The sequence below is a fragment of the Paenibacillus sp. OSY-SE genome (assembly GCF_000283315.1).
GTDB classification, from domain to species: domain Bacteria; phylum Bacillota; class Bacilli; order Paenibacillales; family Paenibacillaceae; genus Paenibacillus_B; species Paenibacillus_B profundus.
On record NZ_ALKF01000168.1, the window covers coordinates 35,659 to 54,273 of the forward strand.

At 51.5% G+C, this 18,615-nt stretch carries 15 protein-coding genes; all 15 read right to left on the reverse strand.

What is annotated here, in order from left to right; all coding sequences use genetic code 11:
- Nucleotides 1-28: 28 nt before the first annotated feature.
- A complete protein-coding gene (locus A372_RS0109660) occupies nucleotides 29-910 on the reverse strand; it encodes a cell division protein FtsQ/DivIB (RefSeq protein WP_019420638.1) in 882 nt (293 codons plus the stop codon).
- Between the two features lie 286 nt (nucleotides 911-1,196).
- Nucleotides 1,197-2,480 (reverse strand): UDP-N-acetylglucosamine 1-carboxyvinyltransferase, encoded by a 1,284-nt coding sequence (gene murA / locus A372_RS0109665; RefSeq protein ID WP_019420639.1) that lies wholly within the window; start codon nucleotides 2,478-2,480, stop codon nucleotides 1,197-1,199.
- Between the two features lie 16 nt (nucleotides 2,481-2,496).
- On the reverse strand, nucleotides 2,497-3,405 hold the full coding sequence (murB, locus tag A372_RS0109670; RefSeq protein WP_019420640.1) for a UDP-N-acetylmuramate dehydrogenase: 909 nt from the start codon (nucleotides 3,403-3,405) through the stop codon (nucleotides 2,497-2,499).
- A gap of 216 nt (nucleotides 3,406-3,621) precedes the next feature.
- Nucleotides 3,622-4,728, reverse strand: a complete 1,107-nt coding sequence (murG, locus tag A372_RS0109675) for an undecaprenyldiphospho-muramoylpentapeptide beta-N-acetylglucosaminyltransferase (RefSeq protein WP_019420641.1) — start codon at nucleotides 4,726-4,728, stop codon at nucleotides 3,622-3,624.
- Between the two features lie 5 nt (nucleotides 4,729-4,733).
- Nucleotides 4,734-5,831 carry a stage V sporulation protein E gene (spoVE, locus tag A372_RS0109680; protein ID WP_019420642.1) on the reverse strand — a complete coding sequence of 366 codons (1,098 nt, stop codon included), beginning with the start codon at nucleotides 5,829-5,831 and terminating at the stop codon, nucleotides 4,734-4,736.
- Between the two features lie 45 nt (nucleotides 5,832-5,876).
- Nucleotides 5,877-7,298 (reverse strand): UDP-N-acetylmuramoyl-L-alanine--D-glutamate ligase, encoded by a 1,422-nt coding sequence (gene murD / locus A372_RS0109685; RefSeq protein ID WP_019420643.1) that lies wholly within the window; start codon nucleotides 7,296-7,298, stop codon nucleotides 5,877-5,879.
- Between the two features lie 3 nt (nucleotides 7,299-7,301).
- Complete coding sequence (mraY, locus tag A372_RS0109690) at nucleotides 7,302-8,264, reverse strand: phospho-N-acetylmuramoyl-pentapeptide-transferase (RefSeq protein WP_019420644.1); 963 nt, start codon at nucleotides 8,262-8,264, stop codon at nucleotides 7,302-7,304.
- A 27-nt stretch (nucleotides 8,265-8,291) separates the two neighbouring features.
- A complete protein-coding gene (locus A372_RS0109695; protein ID WP_019420645.1) occupies nucleotides 8,292-9,692 on the reverse strand; it encodes a UDP-N-acetylmuramoyl-tripeptide--D-alanyl-D-alanine ligase in 1,401 nt (466 codons plus the stop codon).
- A complete protein-coding gene (locus A372_RS0109700) occupies nucleotides 9,689-11,185 on the reverse strand; it encodes a UDP-N-acetylmuramoyl-L-alanyl-D-glutamate--2,6-diaminopimelate ligase (RefSeq protein WP_019420646.1) in 1,497 nt (498 codons plus the stop codon). The genes A372_RS0109695 and A372_RS0109700 overlap by 4 nt, the downstream gene beginning before the upstream one ends.
- A gap of 2 nt (nucleotides 11,186-11,187) precedes the next feature.
- Complete coding sequence (locus A372_RS0109705; protein WP_019420647.1) at nucleotides 11,188-13,116, reverse strand: stage V sporulation protein D; 1,929 nt, start codon at nucleotides 13,114-13,116, stop codon at nucleotides 11,188-11,190.
- A gap of 69 nt (nucleotides 13,117-13,185) precedes the next feature.
- On the reverse strand, nucleotides 13,186-15,363 hold the full coding sequence (locus A372_RS0109710) for a penicillin-binding transpeptidase domain-containing protein (protein ID WP_019420648.1): 2,178 nt from the start codon (nucleotides 15,361-15,363) through the stop codon (nucleotides 13,186-13,188).
- A gap of 13 nt (nucleotides 15,364-15,376) precedes the next feature.
- Entirely contained in the window at nucleotides 15,377-15,763 is a 387-nt protein-coding gene (gene ftsL / locus A372_RS0109715) for a cell division protein FtsL (protein WP_019420649.1), read from the reverse strand.
- A gap of 15 nt (nucleotides 15,764-15,778) precedes the next feature.
- The gene (gene rsmH, locus A372_RS0109720) at nucleotides 15,779-16,732 is read right to left on the reverse strand and encodes a 16S rRNA (cytosine(1402)-N(4))-methyltransferase RsmH (RefSeq protein ID WP_019420650.1); all 954 of its coding nucleotides are present in this window, start codon (nucleotides 16,730-16,732) and stop codon (nucleotides 15,779-15,781) included.
- 68 nt (nucleotides 16,733-16,800) lie between these two features.
- Nucleotides 16,801-17,232: a division/cell wall cluster transcriptional repressor MraZ gene (mraZ, locus tag A372_RS0109725; protein ID WP_019420651.1), complete on the reverse strand. Its 432-nt coding sequence runs from the start codon at nucleotides 17,230-17,232 to the stop codon at nucleotides 16,801-16,803.
- Nucleotides 17,233-17,350: 118 nt separating this feature from the next.
- Complete coding sequence (locus A372_RS35410; protein WP_019420652.1) at nucleotides 17,351-18,445, reverse strand: DUF4349 domain-containing protein; 1,095 nt, start codon at nucleotides 18,443-18,445, stop codon at nucleotides 17,351-17,353.
- Nucleotides 18,446-18,615: the final 170 nt, after the last annotated feature.

The window sequence follows — 18,615 nt, forward strand, 5'->3', positions numbered from 1 at the left end:
GAGTAGAGTTTTTTTCTTTCTCCAGATTTTACTCATCTTGACTGTCTTTATCGGCATCAGACTCTGTTAGCCTCTCAGTATCGATATCATTTGCTTCTTGACTATCTCTATCTTTGCCTATACCAGTTGCATCTTCGCCCTCTGAATCTAACTCGACATCTTCTTCGGAAGCAGGCAGGCTGGAATATGGGATGTACGAATCGGCCTTCAACATCGTGATGCGGCCTGGTTCCTGCGTCTCCACGACTCCGCTCAAGTAGGCAATCTTATCATGCAAAAAAGTGACGCTCGTTACAACCTCGAATCCTGAACGGGTATACAGCTTAATGCGATCCGGGTAAGAGGACGACGGAAAGAAGCGAATCTCGGAAATATCGGCCAGAAGCCCTTTCGGTATGTTAGCCAACTCTTTGCTCAGCTTGGACTTCATCTCTTGTTGTCCATCCCACTGTGTAAGCATTGGCTTCTCGAGTACCGTCTTCAGCTGTTCGTCAAGCTTGACGACCGAACCGTTCTCAAGACATGCTTGCATCATTCCGTCAGCAGTCAATTCATAGGCAACTGCAGCATATTCATGAACATGCACTTCAACTAAACCAGGAAATTGCTTGTCGACCTGCACTGATTTCACAAACGGATACTTGGCTTGAATGCGTTCGGCAACGGTTGAACTGCTTGTCCCAAAGAAGGGCTCTCCCGGCCTCAGGCCGCTCGTCTCGGTTAGATTCGCTTGCGTTACGAAATGCTCTCCAATCCAGCGCACTTGTGATATTTTGCTGATGGGCGAACGGAAGAACAACACTCCGAGCAGGACGATAAATAAGACAAATAAAAGCCAAATCAGTTTTGTTGCTTTCCGCTTCTTCTTCTGCGGCTTGTCTGGCAGCGGGGGAATCGTTCTTACTTGCAATGGGTTCATCCCCTTCTTCATCAACAGTAAACATATAATAATGCGTGTTCAGCAAGACCACTTTCGGTACCGAGAAGAGAAGTACAAGTTTTCGCAGGAAAACTTCATCGTAAGCATAAGCTCTTCGAGAGTGAATGCAAGATTCGATGCCGAATCGCATCTTCGGATACTTCGTGATCAAATGAGGCCTTTTGAATAACCTCTCTTATACTAATATATACAGTAGTGCAAATACTCGCAATCCCCTCCGTATTAGGAGGGGACCCGATGATTGCATGATTGCCGTTTATCCATTTGCAAAATCCAACTTCGGAACTGGGGTATAGCGATCAATCTTTGCACCCAGCCGGCTGAATATATGCTCGATGCGATCGTAGCCCCGGTCGATGTGATGCACCTGCTCCAAGATTGTGCGCCCTTGTGCCGCCAATCCCGCGATGACGAGCGCGGCTCCGGCACGCAAATCCGTTGCTTCCACCGTAGCGCCATACAGCGACTGAACACCTCTGACAAAAGCAGAGCTCAAGTCTACGCGAATATCCGCCCCCATGCGGGACAGTTCATCCACATGCCTGAAGCGACCTTCGAATACGGTCTCTTTCATGACGCTGACGCCATCAGCAAGCGATAGAAGGACCATCAGCTGAGACTGTAAATCCGTAGGGAACGCCGGATACGGCGATGTAACGGTTCGCTCCACCGCTTTCGGCCTCCCGATGCTGGTCACATTAATTATACCATCACTCGTAGCAATCTGAACACCAGCCCTGCGCAGGATATGAATTAATGCCGTTAAATGTTCTGCATGGGCGTTGGTGAGCGTCACCGCACCGCGTGTCGCCGCGGCCGCAATCATTAGCGTGCCCGCGACGATGCGATCAGGTATGATCTCGTATTGACACCCGCGGAGCTGCTTCACCCCGGTCACGATTATCGTATCCGAGCCCGCACCGGTAATATTAGCGCCCATTCGGTTAAGGAACCGCTGCAAATCAACAATTTCTGGCTCCCGCGCAGTATTCGTAATTACCGTCGTTCCTTTAGCTAGAACCGCCGCCATCATAATATTTTCGGTAGCGCCCACGCTAGGAAAATCCAAATGAATTTCGGCGCCTTCCAATTGCTCCGCGCGGCATGTAATGCGATTGCCGCATTGCTCTAATTCGGCACCAAGCGCTTGCAGCCCGCGCAAATGCAAATCAATCTTGCGTTCGCCAATGGCACAACCGCCAGGCTGATAAATATGAACCTCTTTAAAACGCGCAAGCAGCGGCCCCATTAAGAAGATAGAGGAGCGCATCTGGCGCATCAAATCTTCCGGCACGTGGGCCGAGTGAGCACCTGCAGAATCCATAGTGACCGTATAGCCGTCCTGAACGGCTCGGCAACCTAGTCGGCGCAAAATGTTCAGCATTACTTCAATATCGAGTAATTGCGGGACATTATCGAGCTTCACGGTACCGTCGGCCAGGATCGCGGCTGCTAAAATCGGTAAAGCGGCATTTTTCGCTCCATGGATACGAATGGTTCCTGATAGAGGCTTTCCACCCTCAATCACCAATTTGTCCAATGTATCACCTCCGAGATTACCGCTCACCCACCACCAACACTTCCGGCACCAACTCGACACCATAACGGTCCTTTATCGTTAGTTGGATACGCTCCATCAGGGTGAGCACGTCTGACGCTGTTGCTTGCCCGGTGTTTACAATGAAATTGGCGTGTTGCGTGGAAACTTCGGCCCCGCCGATGCGCAATCCCTTCAACCCCGCTTCTTCAATGAGCCGGGCAGAATAATCTCCCGGGGGATTGCGGAATACGCTGCCTGCGCATGCCGATGTCAGCGGTTGCGTACGCCGCCGGCGATCCTTATACGATGCATTCAAGGCTTTGAGTTCTTGTCGATCTCCGGGCGTGAGCCGGAACGTCGCCTCCAATACGATGCCCCGTTTCTCATGCAGCACAGAATGGCGGTAAGCAAACTGCATCTCTTCCGCACCGTAACGCACCAATTCCCCTGTGTCCAGTACAATCTCAGCAGAATCTAATATTCGTGACACGTCAGACCCATGTGCCCCCGCATTCATGTATACGGCCCCGCCGACCGTTCCAGGAATGCCTCCTGCATATTCGAGCCCTGCCAGGCCCAAATTGCTCGAGGTTACCGACAATTTAATAAACGAATAACCTGCTCCAGCATGAATCAAGTGTTCTTCCTGACGGACATAATCAAGTGCCGATCCTGTATGAATGACAACTCCGCGCACTCCTTTATCGGATATAAGCATATTCGAGCCGCGGCCAACCGTCATCCATGGCACTTGCAAGTCATGCAGAAGCTTGACAGTTTGAATCAATTGCTCCTTACCGGCCGGTTCGACGAGCACATCCGCCGGACCTCCGATTTTCCACGTTGTATACGGCGCAAGCGGCTCATTACATTTGTATTTTCCTAAGTTCTGTTCGGTGTATCGGGAAATAAATTGCTGCAGCATATGATGAACCTCCTTTACCTCTCCAACTGTCACATACATTGAAATCATGCTGTCGTTCGTTCAAAGCAGCGGTGTAGGGAGACTGTCACGATGTATAGAGTATCTTATGTCAGTGTGACACGTTGTGTGACAGTAGCCCACGCTGAAGGAACAATGCATCATTCCACAATGTGTCTCGCGATGACATCGTCATCAAGCAAAAAAAGCGGGCAAGCTCTACTTGCCCGTCAATCGTTCGAGTTCAGTTACGACTCGTGCCGCCGCATCCGGCTGTCCAGCCGACTTGGCACACGAAGACATATGACTGCGTTTCTTCTCGTCTGTCATCAAAGTCTTTATTTGAGCAAACAACGCTTCGGTTGTAAGCTGTTTCTCCGTTATCATGACGGCGGCACCGACCTCTTGCAAGGAGCGCGCATTCGCTTCTTGATGGTTGTTCGTCACGTTCGGTGACGGAATCAATATGGACGGGATGCCGAGTGCCGTCAATTCCGCCAGCGACGACGCACCTGCCCGGCTTACAGCAAGCGTGGTAGCGGCCAACACTTCTGGCATATTGCCAATGTAAGGAAGAACATGCAAATGATTGCGTACGGCTTCGCTTGCTTGCAGTACCGATTTGCGGGTTGATTCATAGTAATTTTGTCCGGTCACATATACGAAATGAACACCAGGCAGTTGTTTGAGCATCGGCACCATGCCGATCATCGCATTATTAATGGCTTGCGCCCCCCGGCTTCCTCCTACGACCAGCACGATTCGGCTGTCTATAGGCAAGCCAAGCGACGCGAAGCCGCGCTCCCGATTCGCTTCGACGACAGCCGTCGCGCGCGGATTGCCGCAGTACACCACGTTCTTCGCCTTGTTGAAGTGGGAAGTGGATTGCTCGTAGCTGACGGCAACCGAATTAACATAACGGCTTAGAAATGAATTGGTCAACCCCGGGATGACGTTCTGTTCATGGACGACGGTTGGAATGCCGAGCTTAGACGCGGCATAGACAACCGGGCCGCATACATAGCCTCCGGTGCCAATGACGACGTCAGGCTTAAATTCCTTCAGCATCGCTTTCGCTTTCGTAACGCCGCGGATAAACCGCATTACGGTCTTTACATTATCAATGGAAAGCTTGCGCCGAAAGCCGGTAATATCGATAGTAGCAAAAGGAAGGCCTTCCTCCGGTACGAGTCGGCTTTCCAAGCCTCTCTCTGTTCCAATATATAAAAAAGTGCAGTCGGGAAATCTCTTTTCACATTCCCGCGCGATGGCGACAGCCGGATAAATATGTCCGCCCGTTCCGCCGCCGCTAAGCACGACGCGCATATCGTTCACCTCGCATAACGTGATATGTTGAGCAGGATGCCAAGCGCGGTTAGCATCAAGGTCAGAGAAGAACCGCCGTAACTGATTAACGGCAGGGTAATGCCCGTGACCGGCATTAAACCGATGACGACGCCGATATTGATAATGACCTGAACCGCGACAATGCCGACGATGCCTGCGGCAAGCAGACTGCCGAACGTATCGGGAGCGGTCATAGCAGCTCTCATGCCGCGCCATACCAGAATTAAGAAGAGCAGCAATACGGCTACGCCGCCAATAAAGCCAAGCTCTTCAGCCAAAATGGAAAAAATAAAGTCTGTCTGCGGCTCGGGAACGTAATTGTACTTCTGCCTGCTCGCTCCGAGACCAAGTCCGATGAGCCCTCCCGGTCCAATCGCATATAGCGATTGAATTGCCTGATAACCGGCGCCTAACGGATCCTGCCACGGATCGAGAAAAGCGGTAATGCGCTGCAAGCGGTACGGGGCCGCAAGCACAAGTCCTACGAACCCGGCGACGCCTACGAGCGCGAGCGACATCAGATGCTTGATTCTTGCTCCTGCAGTAAAAATGACGAGCAGGGAGGCGCCTACCATGACGGTGCCCGTTCCGAGATCCGGCTGCAGCATAATCATGGCGAACGCCGCTCCCATAATACCGAGCGGAGGCAGCAGTCCTTGCGTGAACAGCGTAATTCGCGACTGTTCCTCTGACAGCATCTTGGCGAGAAAAATAACCATGGCCAGCTTCATGAACTCGGACGGCTGAATACCGAAGGAGCCGATGCCTAGCCAGCTTCGCGCTCCGCCCCGCACATTGCCGATACCGGGAATGAGTACGATGACGAGCAGAGCAAAGCAGATGATAAGTCCTATTTTAGCGTATCGTTTCCACACATGATAGTCTGTGTTCATCGTAAAGAACATGGCAACCAAACCGAGAACGGCAAACAGCAATTGTCGTTTGACAAAATAAAAAGAATCCCCGTAATCGTGATACGCCACCACGGCGCCTGCGCTATATACCATGACAATACCAATCGCTAGAAGCGATAGAACTGAAACGATGAGCCACAAATCGGGCGCAGTTCGTGCTTTGACCATGCGGTACACCTCATTGGACAATGTAGGGGCTTGAACACCCCCCTACTACAGACTATGCACCGCCGCTTTAAACATTCTTCCCCGTTCCTCATACGATGGGAACATATCCCAACTTGCACATGCCGGAGACAGCAGCACGATATCGCCCGCCTCCGCATAACGCTGCGCGAGTTGGACCGCCTCGTTGATTGCAGCGGCTGCATTATCCATATTGTCGACGACTGCGATGTCGGATAAACCCGCTTCTGCCGCAACATGCTCCATAACTTGTCTCGTCTGTCCCATCGTGACGACAGCTTTGACACGCTCGCGCATGACGGGAATCAATTCGTGAAAGTCTAATCCGCGATCAAGCCCGCCCGCAATGAGCACGATATTGCCTTCAAACGCTTCGAGCGCCATCAGTGTCGCTTTCGTGTTCGTCGCTTTGGAATTGTTATAGTAGACGACTCCATTGTCATTGCGAACGAATTCGAGACGATGCTCAACCCCGTTGAACGCTCGCAAAGGCTCGGCCAATGAGTCAGGGGAAGCGCCCGCTGCAATCGCAATGGCACATGCAGCCAGAGCGTTGTCGACGTTGTATCTTCCTGGCAGGCCGATCTCCTGCACCCGCACGATTGGATGTGACATTCCCTGCTCGTCGACATACACCAGATGACGGGATTCGTCATTCTCCGTCACGTCAGTGAACGGCGGATCGACAAATACGCCGCAATCGACGCGCTTATTTGAAGATACCCACCATTTGCGGGCTTGAATCCGCGAGGCGAGCGAGCGGCATGTTTCATCGTCTGCATTCAGCACGGCGACATCTTGCTCTGTCATATTTTCAAATAAGCGCGCTTTGGAGTTCACATAATCCTCCATCGTTCCATGATAGTCCAGATGCGTTTCCGCCACATTTAACAAGCTGGCGACTCGCGGACGGAACTGATCGGTTCCTTTCAGTTGAAAGCTGCTTAATTCCACGACGAGGATATCGTCTTCTTCGACCTCCTCTGCAGCTTGGCAGAGCGGCGTTCCGATGTTGCCGGCCACCACCGGCTTCAGTCCTGCCGCAACCAGCATGTTGCCGACCCAAGTCGTCGTTGTCGTCTTACCATTGCTCCCTGTAATTCCGACAATTGGCGCCGGACTTAGACGATAGGCGACCTCGACCTCGGTGACGATCTCGATGCCTAGCGCTGTCGCCTTCGCTACAGGCGGAGCAGAATACGGGATTCCCGGATTCTTAACGACCAAAGCAACCTGTTCATCAATCAGTTCATCGGGATGATGCCCGCATACAACACAAATGCCCAAAGCTTCTAATTCTGAAGCTTCGGGGCACATGTGGCGTTCCTTCTTATCATTTACGGTGACTAGCGCACCGCGGTCATGAAATACCTTTGCCACGCGTACGCCGCTCTTGGCCAAGCCAAGCACGACGACACGTTGTCCCTGATATGATTCTGGATGGTTCATCCGTTACAACCCCTTGTTGATCCATAATCCAAGTCCAGCCAGCACGATTCCGACAAGCCAGAATGTGATGACAACGCGCCATTCGGACCAGCCGCACAACTCGAAATGATGATGAATCGGACTCATTTTAAATACACGTTTGCCGCGCGTCTTGAACGACACGACCTGAATGATGACGGACAGCATCTCGATGACGAATATCCCGCCGATGATGATAATGAGCAATTCCGTCTTCGTCAAGATGGCGATAGCCGCGATAGCTCCTCCGATTCCTAGTGAACCAGTGTCCCCCATGAACACTTTGGCCGGATGCGCATTGAAGACGAGGAATCCGAGCACAGCCCCTACCATCGCCGCCGCACTGACCGCAGCAGATATTTCCGATGATTGCATCGCAATCAACGCGAACGCGGAGAAAGCGATGGCGCTTGTTCCGGACAACAGGCCGTCTAGCCCATCCGTGAAATTCACCGCGTTGCTAACGGCAAGCATCATTAAAATAATGAACAGATAATAAAACCAGCCGAAATCAAGTCCAAGCGCAGTGCCCGGAATGGAAATAACCGTGCTGTGACCTGATTGCCATAATAAAAAACAAATAAGTCCAGCGCAAAACAACTGACCGATTAGCTTCTGTCTTGCCGTTAAGCCAAGAGAACGGCGAAAGACAATTTTTATATAGTCGTCAAGAAATCCGACCAGCCCAAAGCCTAACGTAGCGATAAGCAATACGTAGAAGTCGGTATCCATAACCGAAAATTTCAAAAATGCAAGCGTAAACGCTAGTAAAATTATCATTCCGCCCATCGTCGGTGTTCCCGTTTTTTTCAAATGGGCTTTCGGACCGTCGTCACGCACCTGTTGACCAAACTTCAGCCTGCGCAGAAGCGGAATCGTTAACGGGCCCAATATGACGGCTAGGATAAAAGATACACCGATTGTCATTAACATCAATTTGAAGTCCAATCCCTACACCTCCCGTTACCACACCAACTAATGCTCGACATTTATCCATTCATTAACAACTTCTTCTAGTTTCATTCCTCGCGAGGCTTTGACGAGAACGATATCGCCCGCGGCTGCATGCTTCACGAGACATGCCTTCAACGCTTCCTTATCGTCAAATGAATAAACGGCCTCGGCAGGGAAATGTTGCAGGGCGCCGTTCGCGATTTCCTGCCCAAGTGCCCCATATGTGAGCAAAAGATCGATACTGCCTGGTGCGATCGAAGCGCCTACCTCGTAGTGAAGCTGTGCTTCCTGCGGCCCAAGTTCCAGCATATCGCCCAGAATGGCAATCCGCTTGCCTCCCTTTAGCTCAGCCAGCACGGACAGTGCGGCTAGCGTAGCTGTGGGACTTGCGTTATAAGCGTCGTTCAATATGGTCCAGCCGTCCGCCGTGACGGTCCGCTCAAAGCGCATGCCGCTAACTTGCGCCACTGCTAAACCGTGCGCGATCTGCTCTTCATGAAGTCCGAAATGACGGCCGATCGCAATTGCGGCTAACGCATTAATGACATTATGCCGTCCTAGCAACGGAAGCTTATAAGACGTCATGCCACTTCCATCTGGCAAAGCGACGGTGAATAGCGTACTGTCATGAAGCATCGTTACCTGTTCTGGTCGTATATTGCAGCGGCTGCTCGTGCCAAAGCGCAAAAGATGCATCCGTTCGGGATGCCTCGTCTCCGGTTCGGACAGGACGAGGTCGATTAGCGGCTCGTCGCCATGGCATATGAGCACGCCGTCCTCCTGCAGTCCGCTTAAGATTTCTAGTTTCGCGCGCGCAATTTCTTCACGTGAACCGAGCTGCAGCAAATGCGCTTCACCGATATTCGTAATGACAGCTGCATCCGGCTGGGCGATATTCGAGAGAAGCTCGATCTCACGGCGGCCGCTCATGCCCATTTCAAGCACGGCAATGTCCGTATCTTGCGGCATGGACAGTACGGTTAGCGGAAGTCCAATATGGTTGTTAAAGTTGCCATCCGTCTTATGTACCTTGAAGCGCTCAGATAAGACAGATGCGATTAAATCTTTCGTTGTCGTCTTGCCATTGCTGCCTGTCACAGCAACTACCTTCGCGTTCAGCTTGGATAGATAAGCGGAAGCGAGCCGCTGCAGCGCTGCATACGTATCATCTACGATAACAGCGGCCGCAGGCGGGTTCGGTTGATCGGCTTGCCACAAAGTAGCCGCAGCCCCGCCCTTGAGCGCTTGCTCCCCATAGATGTGGCCGTCGAACCGTTCGCCCCGGAGCGGTACGAACAAGGCACCGGGCCTGATGCTGCGTGAATTGGTGCTAACCCCTTTGATGATGTGCTCCCCGCAGGCAGGAACCGGCAAGGTTCCACCGCATAGGGATGCTACTTCTTGCAATGTCGTTTCTATCACTGAAATTTTCCCCTTATCGCTTCTTTTGCCACCAAGCGATCATCGAAGTCAAACGTTTCTTTTCCGATGATTTGATAAGTCTCGTGGCCTTTCCCCGCAATCAATACTACATCGTGCGGGCTTGCCATTTCAATAGCTTTAGCGATGGCTGTACGCCGATCTACGATACATTCATAGCGGCTTGAGTCCACGCTCATTTCTTTCAGGCCTGCCTCTATGTCAACCAAAATGAGGGCAGGATCCTCTGTGCGCGGATTATCCGAGGTAACAAAGCAGTAATCGGCATAACGGGCCGCAATTTTCCCCATCAGCGGACGCTTCGTCCGGTCCCGATCCCCGCCGCAGCCGAACACGCATAAGACGCGGCCTTCCGCGAATTCCTTCACCGTCTGCAGCACATTTTCCAGTCCGTCTGGCGAATGCGCATAATCTACGATAACAGTGAAAGGCTGACCCGCTTCGACAGACTCAACGCGTCCGTCCACGCCCGCCACTTCCTGCAGGCTGTCACGGATTGCTTCCAGCTCGATACCCTCGATAAGCCCGACCGCAATCGCTGCAAGCGCGTTGCATACGTTGAATGTTCCAACCATGCGCAGCTGTACGTCGGCCGATCCCCGGAACGTATGCACCTTGAAGCTCGTTCCCTTCGCTGTAATGCGAATCGCTTCCGCGCGGACATCTGCCTGCTCTGACAGCCCATACGTAATCGTCTCCGCCACAGTCAGCTCGGCAAAATGCGCTGAAGCCGCATCGTCTGCATTCAAGACCGCATAGGAGCGCTCTTCTTCCTTATCCGCGAACGAGTTGCCTAGACGTGAGAACAAGAGACCCTTCGCATCGCGATAGGCTTCCATCGTCTCGTGATAGTCCAAATGGTCCTGTGTCAGGTTCGTGAATACGGCCGTGCGGAAACGGCAGCCTTGGACGCGTCCTTGCACGAGTGCATGCGAGGACACCTCCATGGCAACCGCCTCCACGCCCTCATCGACCATGTTTCTGAGCGCATGCTGCAGCTCGAGTGCGTTAGGTGTCGTGCCCGACATCGGCAGCACGTGGTTCGCGTAGCGCATTTGAATCGTGCCAATGACGCCTGTCTTGCGCTTCGCATCCGTCAATATTTTTTCAATCAAATAAGTGATGGTCGTCTTTCCGTTCGTTCCCGTTACACCTATCAAGTTCAACTTTTTGCTGGGCGATTGATAGAAGGCATCAGACAGGACTGCGAGTGCATGACGCGCATTTTTCACGATGAGCTGAGGTACCGGCAGAGCCAGCTCCCGCTCGACCACGAGGGCGGCCGCACCCGCTGCCACCGCACGCTCCGCATAGCGGTGTCCATCATCGACGGTTCCTGATATGCAGAAGAACAGGTCGCCCTGCTGCACACGGCGAGAATCCACTGCCAATCCTGTACATACCGTTTCTTCGTCCCCTTTGCATTTCGCTGTCAGCATCCGTGCAGATGCTTCAGACAATCGCAACTGTTGCATGTTTATTCCTCCGTCTCTTGTCCCATGTAAATGCGAATCGTCGATCCGCGCTCCACCCGGGTTCCCGGCTTAGGCGCTTGATGAATGACCGTCGGACCAGTGCCGGATTTCGCTAATTGAAAATTCATATTCATATCTTCGTAAATATCGGATAACGTCTTGCCCATCAGATTCGGCACCGCAACAATTGGCGTTTCATCGTATCTATATTTGCGCGTCACCTGTTTTTCACGCGCCTCTACTCCCATATAATGGAGCGCATCCTCCATAATACGTTTGACGATTGGCGCTGCCACAAGTCCTCCAAATTGGATGCCTTGCGGATCATCGACCGCCGTATAAATGACGATCTTCGGATCATCTGCAGGCGCAAATCCGATGAATGATACGATGTGCTCGTCTGGTGAATATCTGCCGTTCACGACCTTCTGTGCAGTACCGGTCTTCCCGCCTACACGGTAGCCATCGATGAAGGCATTCCTCCCTGTGCCTTGCGCCACGACATGCTCCAACGCGTCACGCACCTTAGCAGACGTTTCCGGCGAAATGACTTGACGCACGATCTCCGGCTTCACTTCATCGACAACCATCCCCGTTTCCGGATGATGAAAGGACTTGGCGATGTGAGGACGGTACAATTTTCCGCCGTTTATCGCAGCCGATACCGCGGCAATTTGCTGAATCGGCGTAACGGATACCCCTTGTCCGAAGGCTGTCGTAGCCAGCTCCACCGGTCCGACGCGATTCAATTTGAACAGAATCCCGCTTGCTTCCCCGCTCAAATCAATCCCCGTCTTCTGCCCGAATCCGAAATTGCGTATGTAGTCGAATAACGACTCTTTTCCCAAACGTTGACCCAGCGCGACGAACCCGGGGTTGCAGGAGTTTTCCACCACTTCGAGGAAGGTCTGGCTGCCGTGCCCGCCCTTCTTCCAGCAGCGGAGTCTGGCGCCTCCCACTTCAATGCGGCCGGGATCGAAGAAATGCTCGTTGTACAAATTCACCTTGCCCTCTTCGAGCGCCGCTGCGAGCGTAATTATTTTAAAGGTCGATCCAGGTTCATACATCATCCAAATCGGCAAATTGCGGTTATACACCTCAACAGGATACTCTTGGTATTTTCCCGGGTCGTAATTCGGACGGCTCGCCATCGCCAATATTTCACCCGATTTCGGGTCCATGGCGATCGAGACGATCTGCTTCGGCTTCAAATCAAGCATCGCCTGATCAAGTTCCCGCTCCATTATTGTCTGTATCTGCTTGTCAATCGTCAATTGCAAATTTAATCCATCTTGCGGTTGGACGTATTTTTCTGATGAGTTCGGCATCTGTCTTCCTGCCGCATCTGCCAGAAAAGAGACGTTCCCCGCAATGCCGTTCAGAGCGGTGTTGTATCTCTGTTCAATGCCTGTCAAGCCTTGATTATATCCGCCTGTAAAGCCTAGTATGTGGGAAGCGAAATCACCAAACGGATAATACCTCTTATTATCCTCTGCAACGACGATGCCCGGCAAGTTGAGATCACGCACTTTTTGTGCCGTTTCGAGCGATATTTTGCGGCCTCCCGGCTTAATATATACCGAAGATTGCCGTTTCGTAATGATTCGCTCCACATCTTCCGATTTGATGCCTAACACGGATGCCAACTGAGCTGCCGTGCTCTTCGCATCTTTAATCTGCGCCGGAACCGCCATAATCGTAGGGGAGCTAATATTATAGGCTAATCGCTCACCGTTGCGGTCCCATATTTCGCCGCGCTTCGATGTGACGGGAATGTTTCTCCTCCACAGCTCCTCCGCCTGCGCAGACAGCTCTCCGCCTTCCCAGAGCTGAACATAGGCCAGACGCACAATGAGAGCGATAAAGCCAAGTGAAACTAATCCTATCCCGATAATAAGCCGCTTGCGGACCGTTACGCCTGATACTTTCACGGTATCCCCTCCTTTGTCCGACATTGGTTCATAACCAACCTATTCGGGACAACCAGGGGATAGAACAAGCTACGTTCTTTTAGGTGCCAATTTAATTTCAACCATACGCTGCCCGTTCTCCGTCGACGTCTTCTGTTCCGTTACGTATCCTTCTCCATCGATCCGAACCTTCCAATTCAACAGCGATGTAATTTCCATAACGTCACGCAGCGACTTGCCTTTTAGATTCGGCAGTGGAAGCTTCTCCGGCTCATCGGTGAGCAAATAAATACGCTGCCCGGTAGCAAGCGGCTCGCCTGGGGCAGGATATTGCCTTTTTACGACACTGCCGGCACCTACCGTCTCGAAGACAATTCCATCTTCCCCCAATTTTCGCTTTGCATCATACGGCTTTAAGCCTTGAATATTTGGTGCCTTAATAATAGGCACAGGGCCTTTCTTGCTGCCATTGTCTTTCATTTCATGCGATGTCGGCACGCCCATATAGCGGAGCGATTGACTCGCAATCTTCTTGAACATGAACGGAGCTACGAAGCCGCCGCCTTCCCAGTAATCTTGCGGATCATCGACAACGATAAGCACGGCAATGCGCGGATCTTCCACCGGAGCATAGCCGACGAACGATACGACCGCACGCTGCGAATCGTATTCGCCATTGATGACCTTCAAGGCGGTACCGGTCTTTCCGGCTACGCGGTAGCCCTCAATATAGGCGTTTTTACCTGTACCTATTTTCTGATCGGCTACAACCTGCTCCAAATATTCACTAACTTGCTTCGCCACGTCCGGTTTAATGACTTGCCTTACGATCTCGGGCTCCCGTTCCGTCACCTTGCCAGTCACCAGATCTTCCGTCCTGCGCACGAGATGCGGCTTCATCAGCTTGCCTCCGTTCGCGACGGCGGATACGGCCATAATCTGTTGAATCGGCGTCACCAGAACTTTACCATGACCGTATGATGCCGCTGCCACGTCGGCAGGATATTGGAATTGAATCTGCCCGCTATTTTCCCACGGAAGCTCAATCCCCGTCGGCTTGCCGAATCCAAACTTTTCAATATATGACTTCATTCTTTCTTCCTGCAACTGTTCAAAGCCCAACTTGACGAAAGCGACGTTACTGGAACGCTTCAACCCTTCCAAATAACTAATCGTCCCCCATCCGACACGATTAACGTCGTGAATCTTTCGTCCGCCGGCGCGAATGCTCCCGGACTCAAAGTACGCATTCGGGTCAAATATACCTTCCTCCACAGCGGCCGCCAACGTAACGATTTTAAAGGTCGAGCCCGGCTCGTACCGTGCTTGAATGGCAGGATTATAGAAGTTACGGATGTTACTCGCTTCCCAATATTTGTTCGGATTGAAATCCGGCATATTTGCCAGGCCTAATATATCACCTGTCTTCGGATCAGCCGCAATGACGGTCATGCTGTGCGGACTATATCTGTTATATACCTCTCGCATTTCATCCTCGATATATTGCTGGATCGTGCGATCGATCGTCAGATAGATGTTCTGCCCATCCTTCTCTGGCTTATATACTTCTGAAGCGGTCGGCAGCTTGTTGCCAATTCGGTCTTTTTCATACTGAATGACGCCTGGCGTCCCTTTTAATTGTTCGTCAAACATTTCCTCTATGCCGCCGATAGGCTCGCCTTGTTTATCCGTATAGCCAAGCACGTGCGATGCGAGTTTGTTCTTGGCATAGAAACGCTTTACCTCTGGCATCAAATAGAGACCGACGTCCTTTAATCCGGTCTCCTCTTTTAGCTCGCTAACAAATTGGCGAAGCTGCTCCGCCGTTTCTTCTTCAACCTTCCAGCCTTCACTGCGGACCTCGCGATTAATATAATATTCACCGGTATCTTGCTTGCTGCGCACCAAATTGTACAGCTCGTTTTCCGGTTTTTTCAGCACTTTATGCAGTTCATCCACGATTAGCCGCTCTACGTCGATGTTTTTCTCTACAAGCTTGTTTGAAGTCCTCAGCTCTTGAATGACTCTGGGACCGACCGCCACCGTATAGGCCGGGGCATCCATGACCAGCACTTCACCCTTCTGATCATAGACGGTGCCGCGGGTCGGCGCCAATTCGCGTTTGACCGACCACGATGCCTTCGCCTCGTTCATCCAGAACTCCTGATTCCACACTTGATACCAGAACAATCGCCCTACGATGACAACAAAAAAGAGGGTGAATAAACCCCCGATCGCCAACGTGCGCAACTTGATTCGTTTGACCATCTTCATCCCTCGTTTATTCGTTCCCTGCTTGTTTGTATACTTCTATTTCCAGAGGCTGATCTGGTGTGATGAGTCCGTTTTCCTTGGCAAATTGCTCAATTCGTTTCCAGTCTGACAACTTCTCTATTTCTACACGCAATACCGATGCTTCATTCTGAAGAGCCACGGTCGTCCGCTTCATCTCTTGCACTTGCAGATTCGTGTTGTAAATATGTGCGTAGCGCGAGATGATAAAAAAAGCGATCGTCGCACAGAGCAAGACGGTTAATAAATATAGCAGCTTCTCGCGTGTAGGAAGCGCAGCTTTGCGAGTTACCGTCTTTTTCGTCTGACGATACTTTGGTGTCCGTTGTTGCTGTCGTTCCGGGCGTACTGCCAAATTGCCACGCACATATGCCATCTTCTGCTTTCCCCCTTATATCATTTTTTCAGCAACGCGCAATTTTGCTGAACGCGAACGCGGATTGAGTGTCAACTCCTCTTCACCAGGAACAATCGGCTTACGCTTTATAAATGTCAAGATTTCGGTTTTGCCACATGCGCACATCGGCAAATCAGGCGGGCATTGGCATTTCCCGACATAGCTGTTCATAATCCGTTTGCATATTCGATCTTCGAGCGAATGGAAAGTAATTACGGCAACTCTGCCCTCCCGCTTCAAGCAGCGAACCGCTTGATGCAGCGCATCCTCGAAAGCGCCAAGCTCGTCATTCACCGCGATTCTAAGCGCTTGAAAGCTTCGCTTGGCAGGGTGTCCCCCCGTACGCCTTGCTGCTGCCGGAATTCCAGCCTTCACAAGCTCTGCTAATTCTCCGGTTGTCTCGATCGGATGCTTCGCCCTTGCCGTGACCATTTCCCGGGCAATGCGCCGTGCGAATTTCTCTTCGCCGTACTCAAACAGAATGCGGGCAATGTCCGCTTCCGACCACTCGTTAACGATTTCGTGCGCAGTCAATTCCGCATTTTGATCCATCCGCATATCAAGCGGCGCATCATGATTGTAGCTGAATCCGCGTTCCCCTTCGTCAAGCTGCGGAGAAGACACACCCAAGTCGAACAAGATGCCGTCCACAAGCGGAACGCCGTCACACTGCGGGACATCCGCTTCCAGCAGAGCTTCTTCTAAATGCCGGAAGTTCTTCTTGATTAACGTCACCCGATCCATGTACGGAGCAAGACGGGATTTGGCGTTCTCAAGCGCCCAATCATCTTGATCCAGCGCGATAAGACGCCCCGACTCGGAAAGCATAGAAGCGATTCGTTCGCTATGTCCCGCACCACCCAAGGTACAGTCGACATATATTCCGTCAGGACGAATACGCAAACCTTCGACCGACTCCTCTTTTAGCACGGTAATATGATGAAACAACGCAAATTCCTCCTAGTATATCGGTTTCCATCTAAGCTGTTATCGGTGGCGCATCATAAAATGTACACCTAGAAATTAAAGTCCACCAACGTTTCGGCAATTTCATTAAACGTAGATTCCGACTGTAATACATATTGTTCCCAAGCGTCTTTACTCCAAATCTCCACTCGGTTCTGTACACCAATGACCATACATTCTTTATCGAGATGCGCGTATTGGCGCAAATGGTTGGGGATGTTGATGCGGCCTTGCTTGTCCCATTCACATTCGGTAGCTCCGGAGAAGAAAAAACGGGTGAACGCACGTGCATCGGCCTTCATCAGAGGCAATGCCTTCAGCTTCTGCTCAAGCAAGCCCCATTCATCCATAGGATAGACAAACAAACATTGATCCAAGCCTCGTGTCAACACAAAGTTGGAGCCTAAGGAATCGCGCAGTTTGGCAGGAATGATCATGCGGCCTTTGTCATCGATGCTATGTTGATATTCGCCCATAAACATCTGCCACCACTCCTCCCCCTAAATTCACCACTGCGCTCCACTTTCCTCCACAACGTTTGTATACTTCGCCATGAACATAAAAAATCCTGCTAATTAGCAGGATTTTTATATTAGTTGATTATGGGTTATTTGGATCTTCCCTAGCCTTTCGATGATTTGTTTCATCGTTTGCTTCGTCTATTTCCTTCTTGACAAGCGCTGCATCCGTAAGCGATGACATTGGTTGATGTGCGAGGAACGTTCTATCTTTCTTCTTGCCCTTGTTCTGTCTTCGCACAATTAGCCAGATAGGCACCCCGACAAGTAAGCCGGCACAGGCGAACGGCAGAATGGCTACAAGCGCCAGCACAAACGTTTTCACAATTTGCACGAGCGCATCCCAGCTTTGACTTAACGCCGACGCGATCTGCGTGCCGAACGCTTCCTCCAGCGCTTTGTTAGCCACCGGCTTCAATGTCTGATATAACCTCATTTCAATCGTGGACATCGCCACATTCGTATCAAAATAACGCATGCGGCCGACAATCTGCTCGATATTCGACTGTACGTCCGCAAGCTCCTTGGAAAAGCTAAGCAAATCCGCCGACTTCGTCGCTTTCTCCATAAAGGACAGCAGTCTCGCCTCAACCGCCCGCTGCGCTTTCAGCCGCGCTTCCAAATCCACATATTCCTCGGTGACGTCGTTGGCCGAATACTGGCGGTTGTAATCAATGTAATCCCATTTTCCAAGCTCGTCAACGAAGGATTGGAAGCCCGCAGCCGGCACCTTAATGACATATGTCCCTCCGCGTTCATAGTCGGACTCCTCATCGGAAAACTGCATAATATACGCTCCCGATGATTCGATCAGCCGATTCATGCGCTGCTTCGCCGTCTCATAATCCTTCACTTCCATACGCAGATTGGCCTGATAAATCAGCTTGCGCTGCGGCTTCGCGGCTGGTGCCTGCGAGCCGTTGAATCCAGCCTGCACCCCGTTCGGGTGTTCACTCTGAACAGCCTGGCTGCTCTCCTGTGACGACGTATTCATGTCGGCCGCCGCTTCGTTCTTGCCGATCGATGCAGCATCCTCGGAGGAGGATGCGGAACACCCGCCTAATAGCAAGGCAAATGCAAGCCAACCTGCTATCAATGCTTTGCCTAACATCCATGTCCTGCTTAAAAACACCGGCCTGACACCGCTTTCCTTTTCAATACGCCCAAGCTTTTCCATGCCATACTCCCCCTTTTTCATGTTCGTATGGATGCATCGTATAGATGCTCTAGGTGCTGTTCATACGCTATACAATCGTCTTCAAAACCTCTACAGCTACTGACGGGGGTTGGAAAAGATTTGTTGCATAGGAAATAAGAAGACTGGCTTGCTCCAGCAATCGCGCGAAA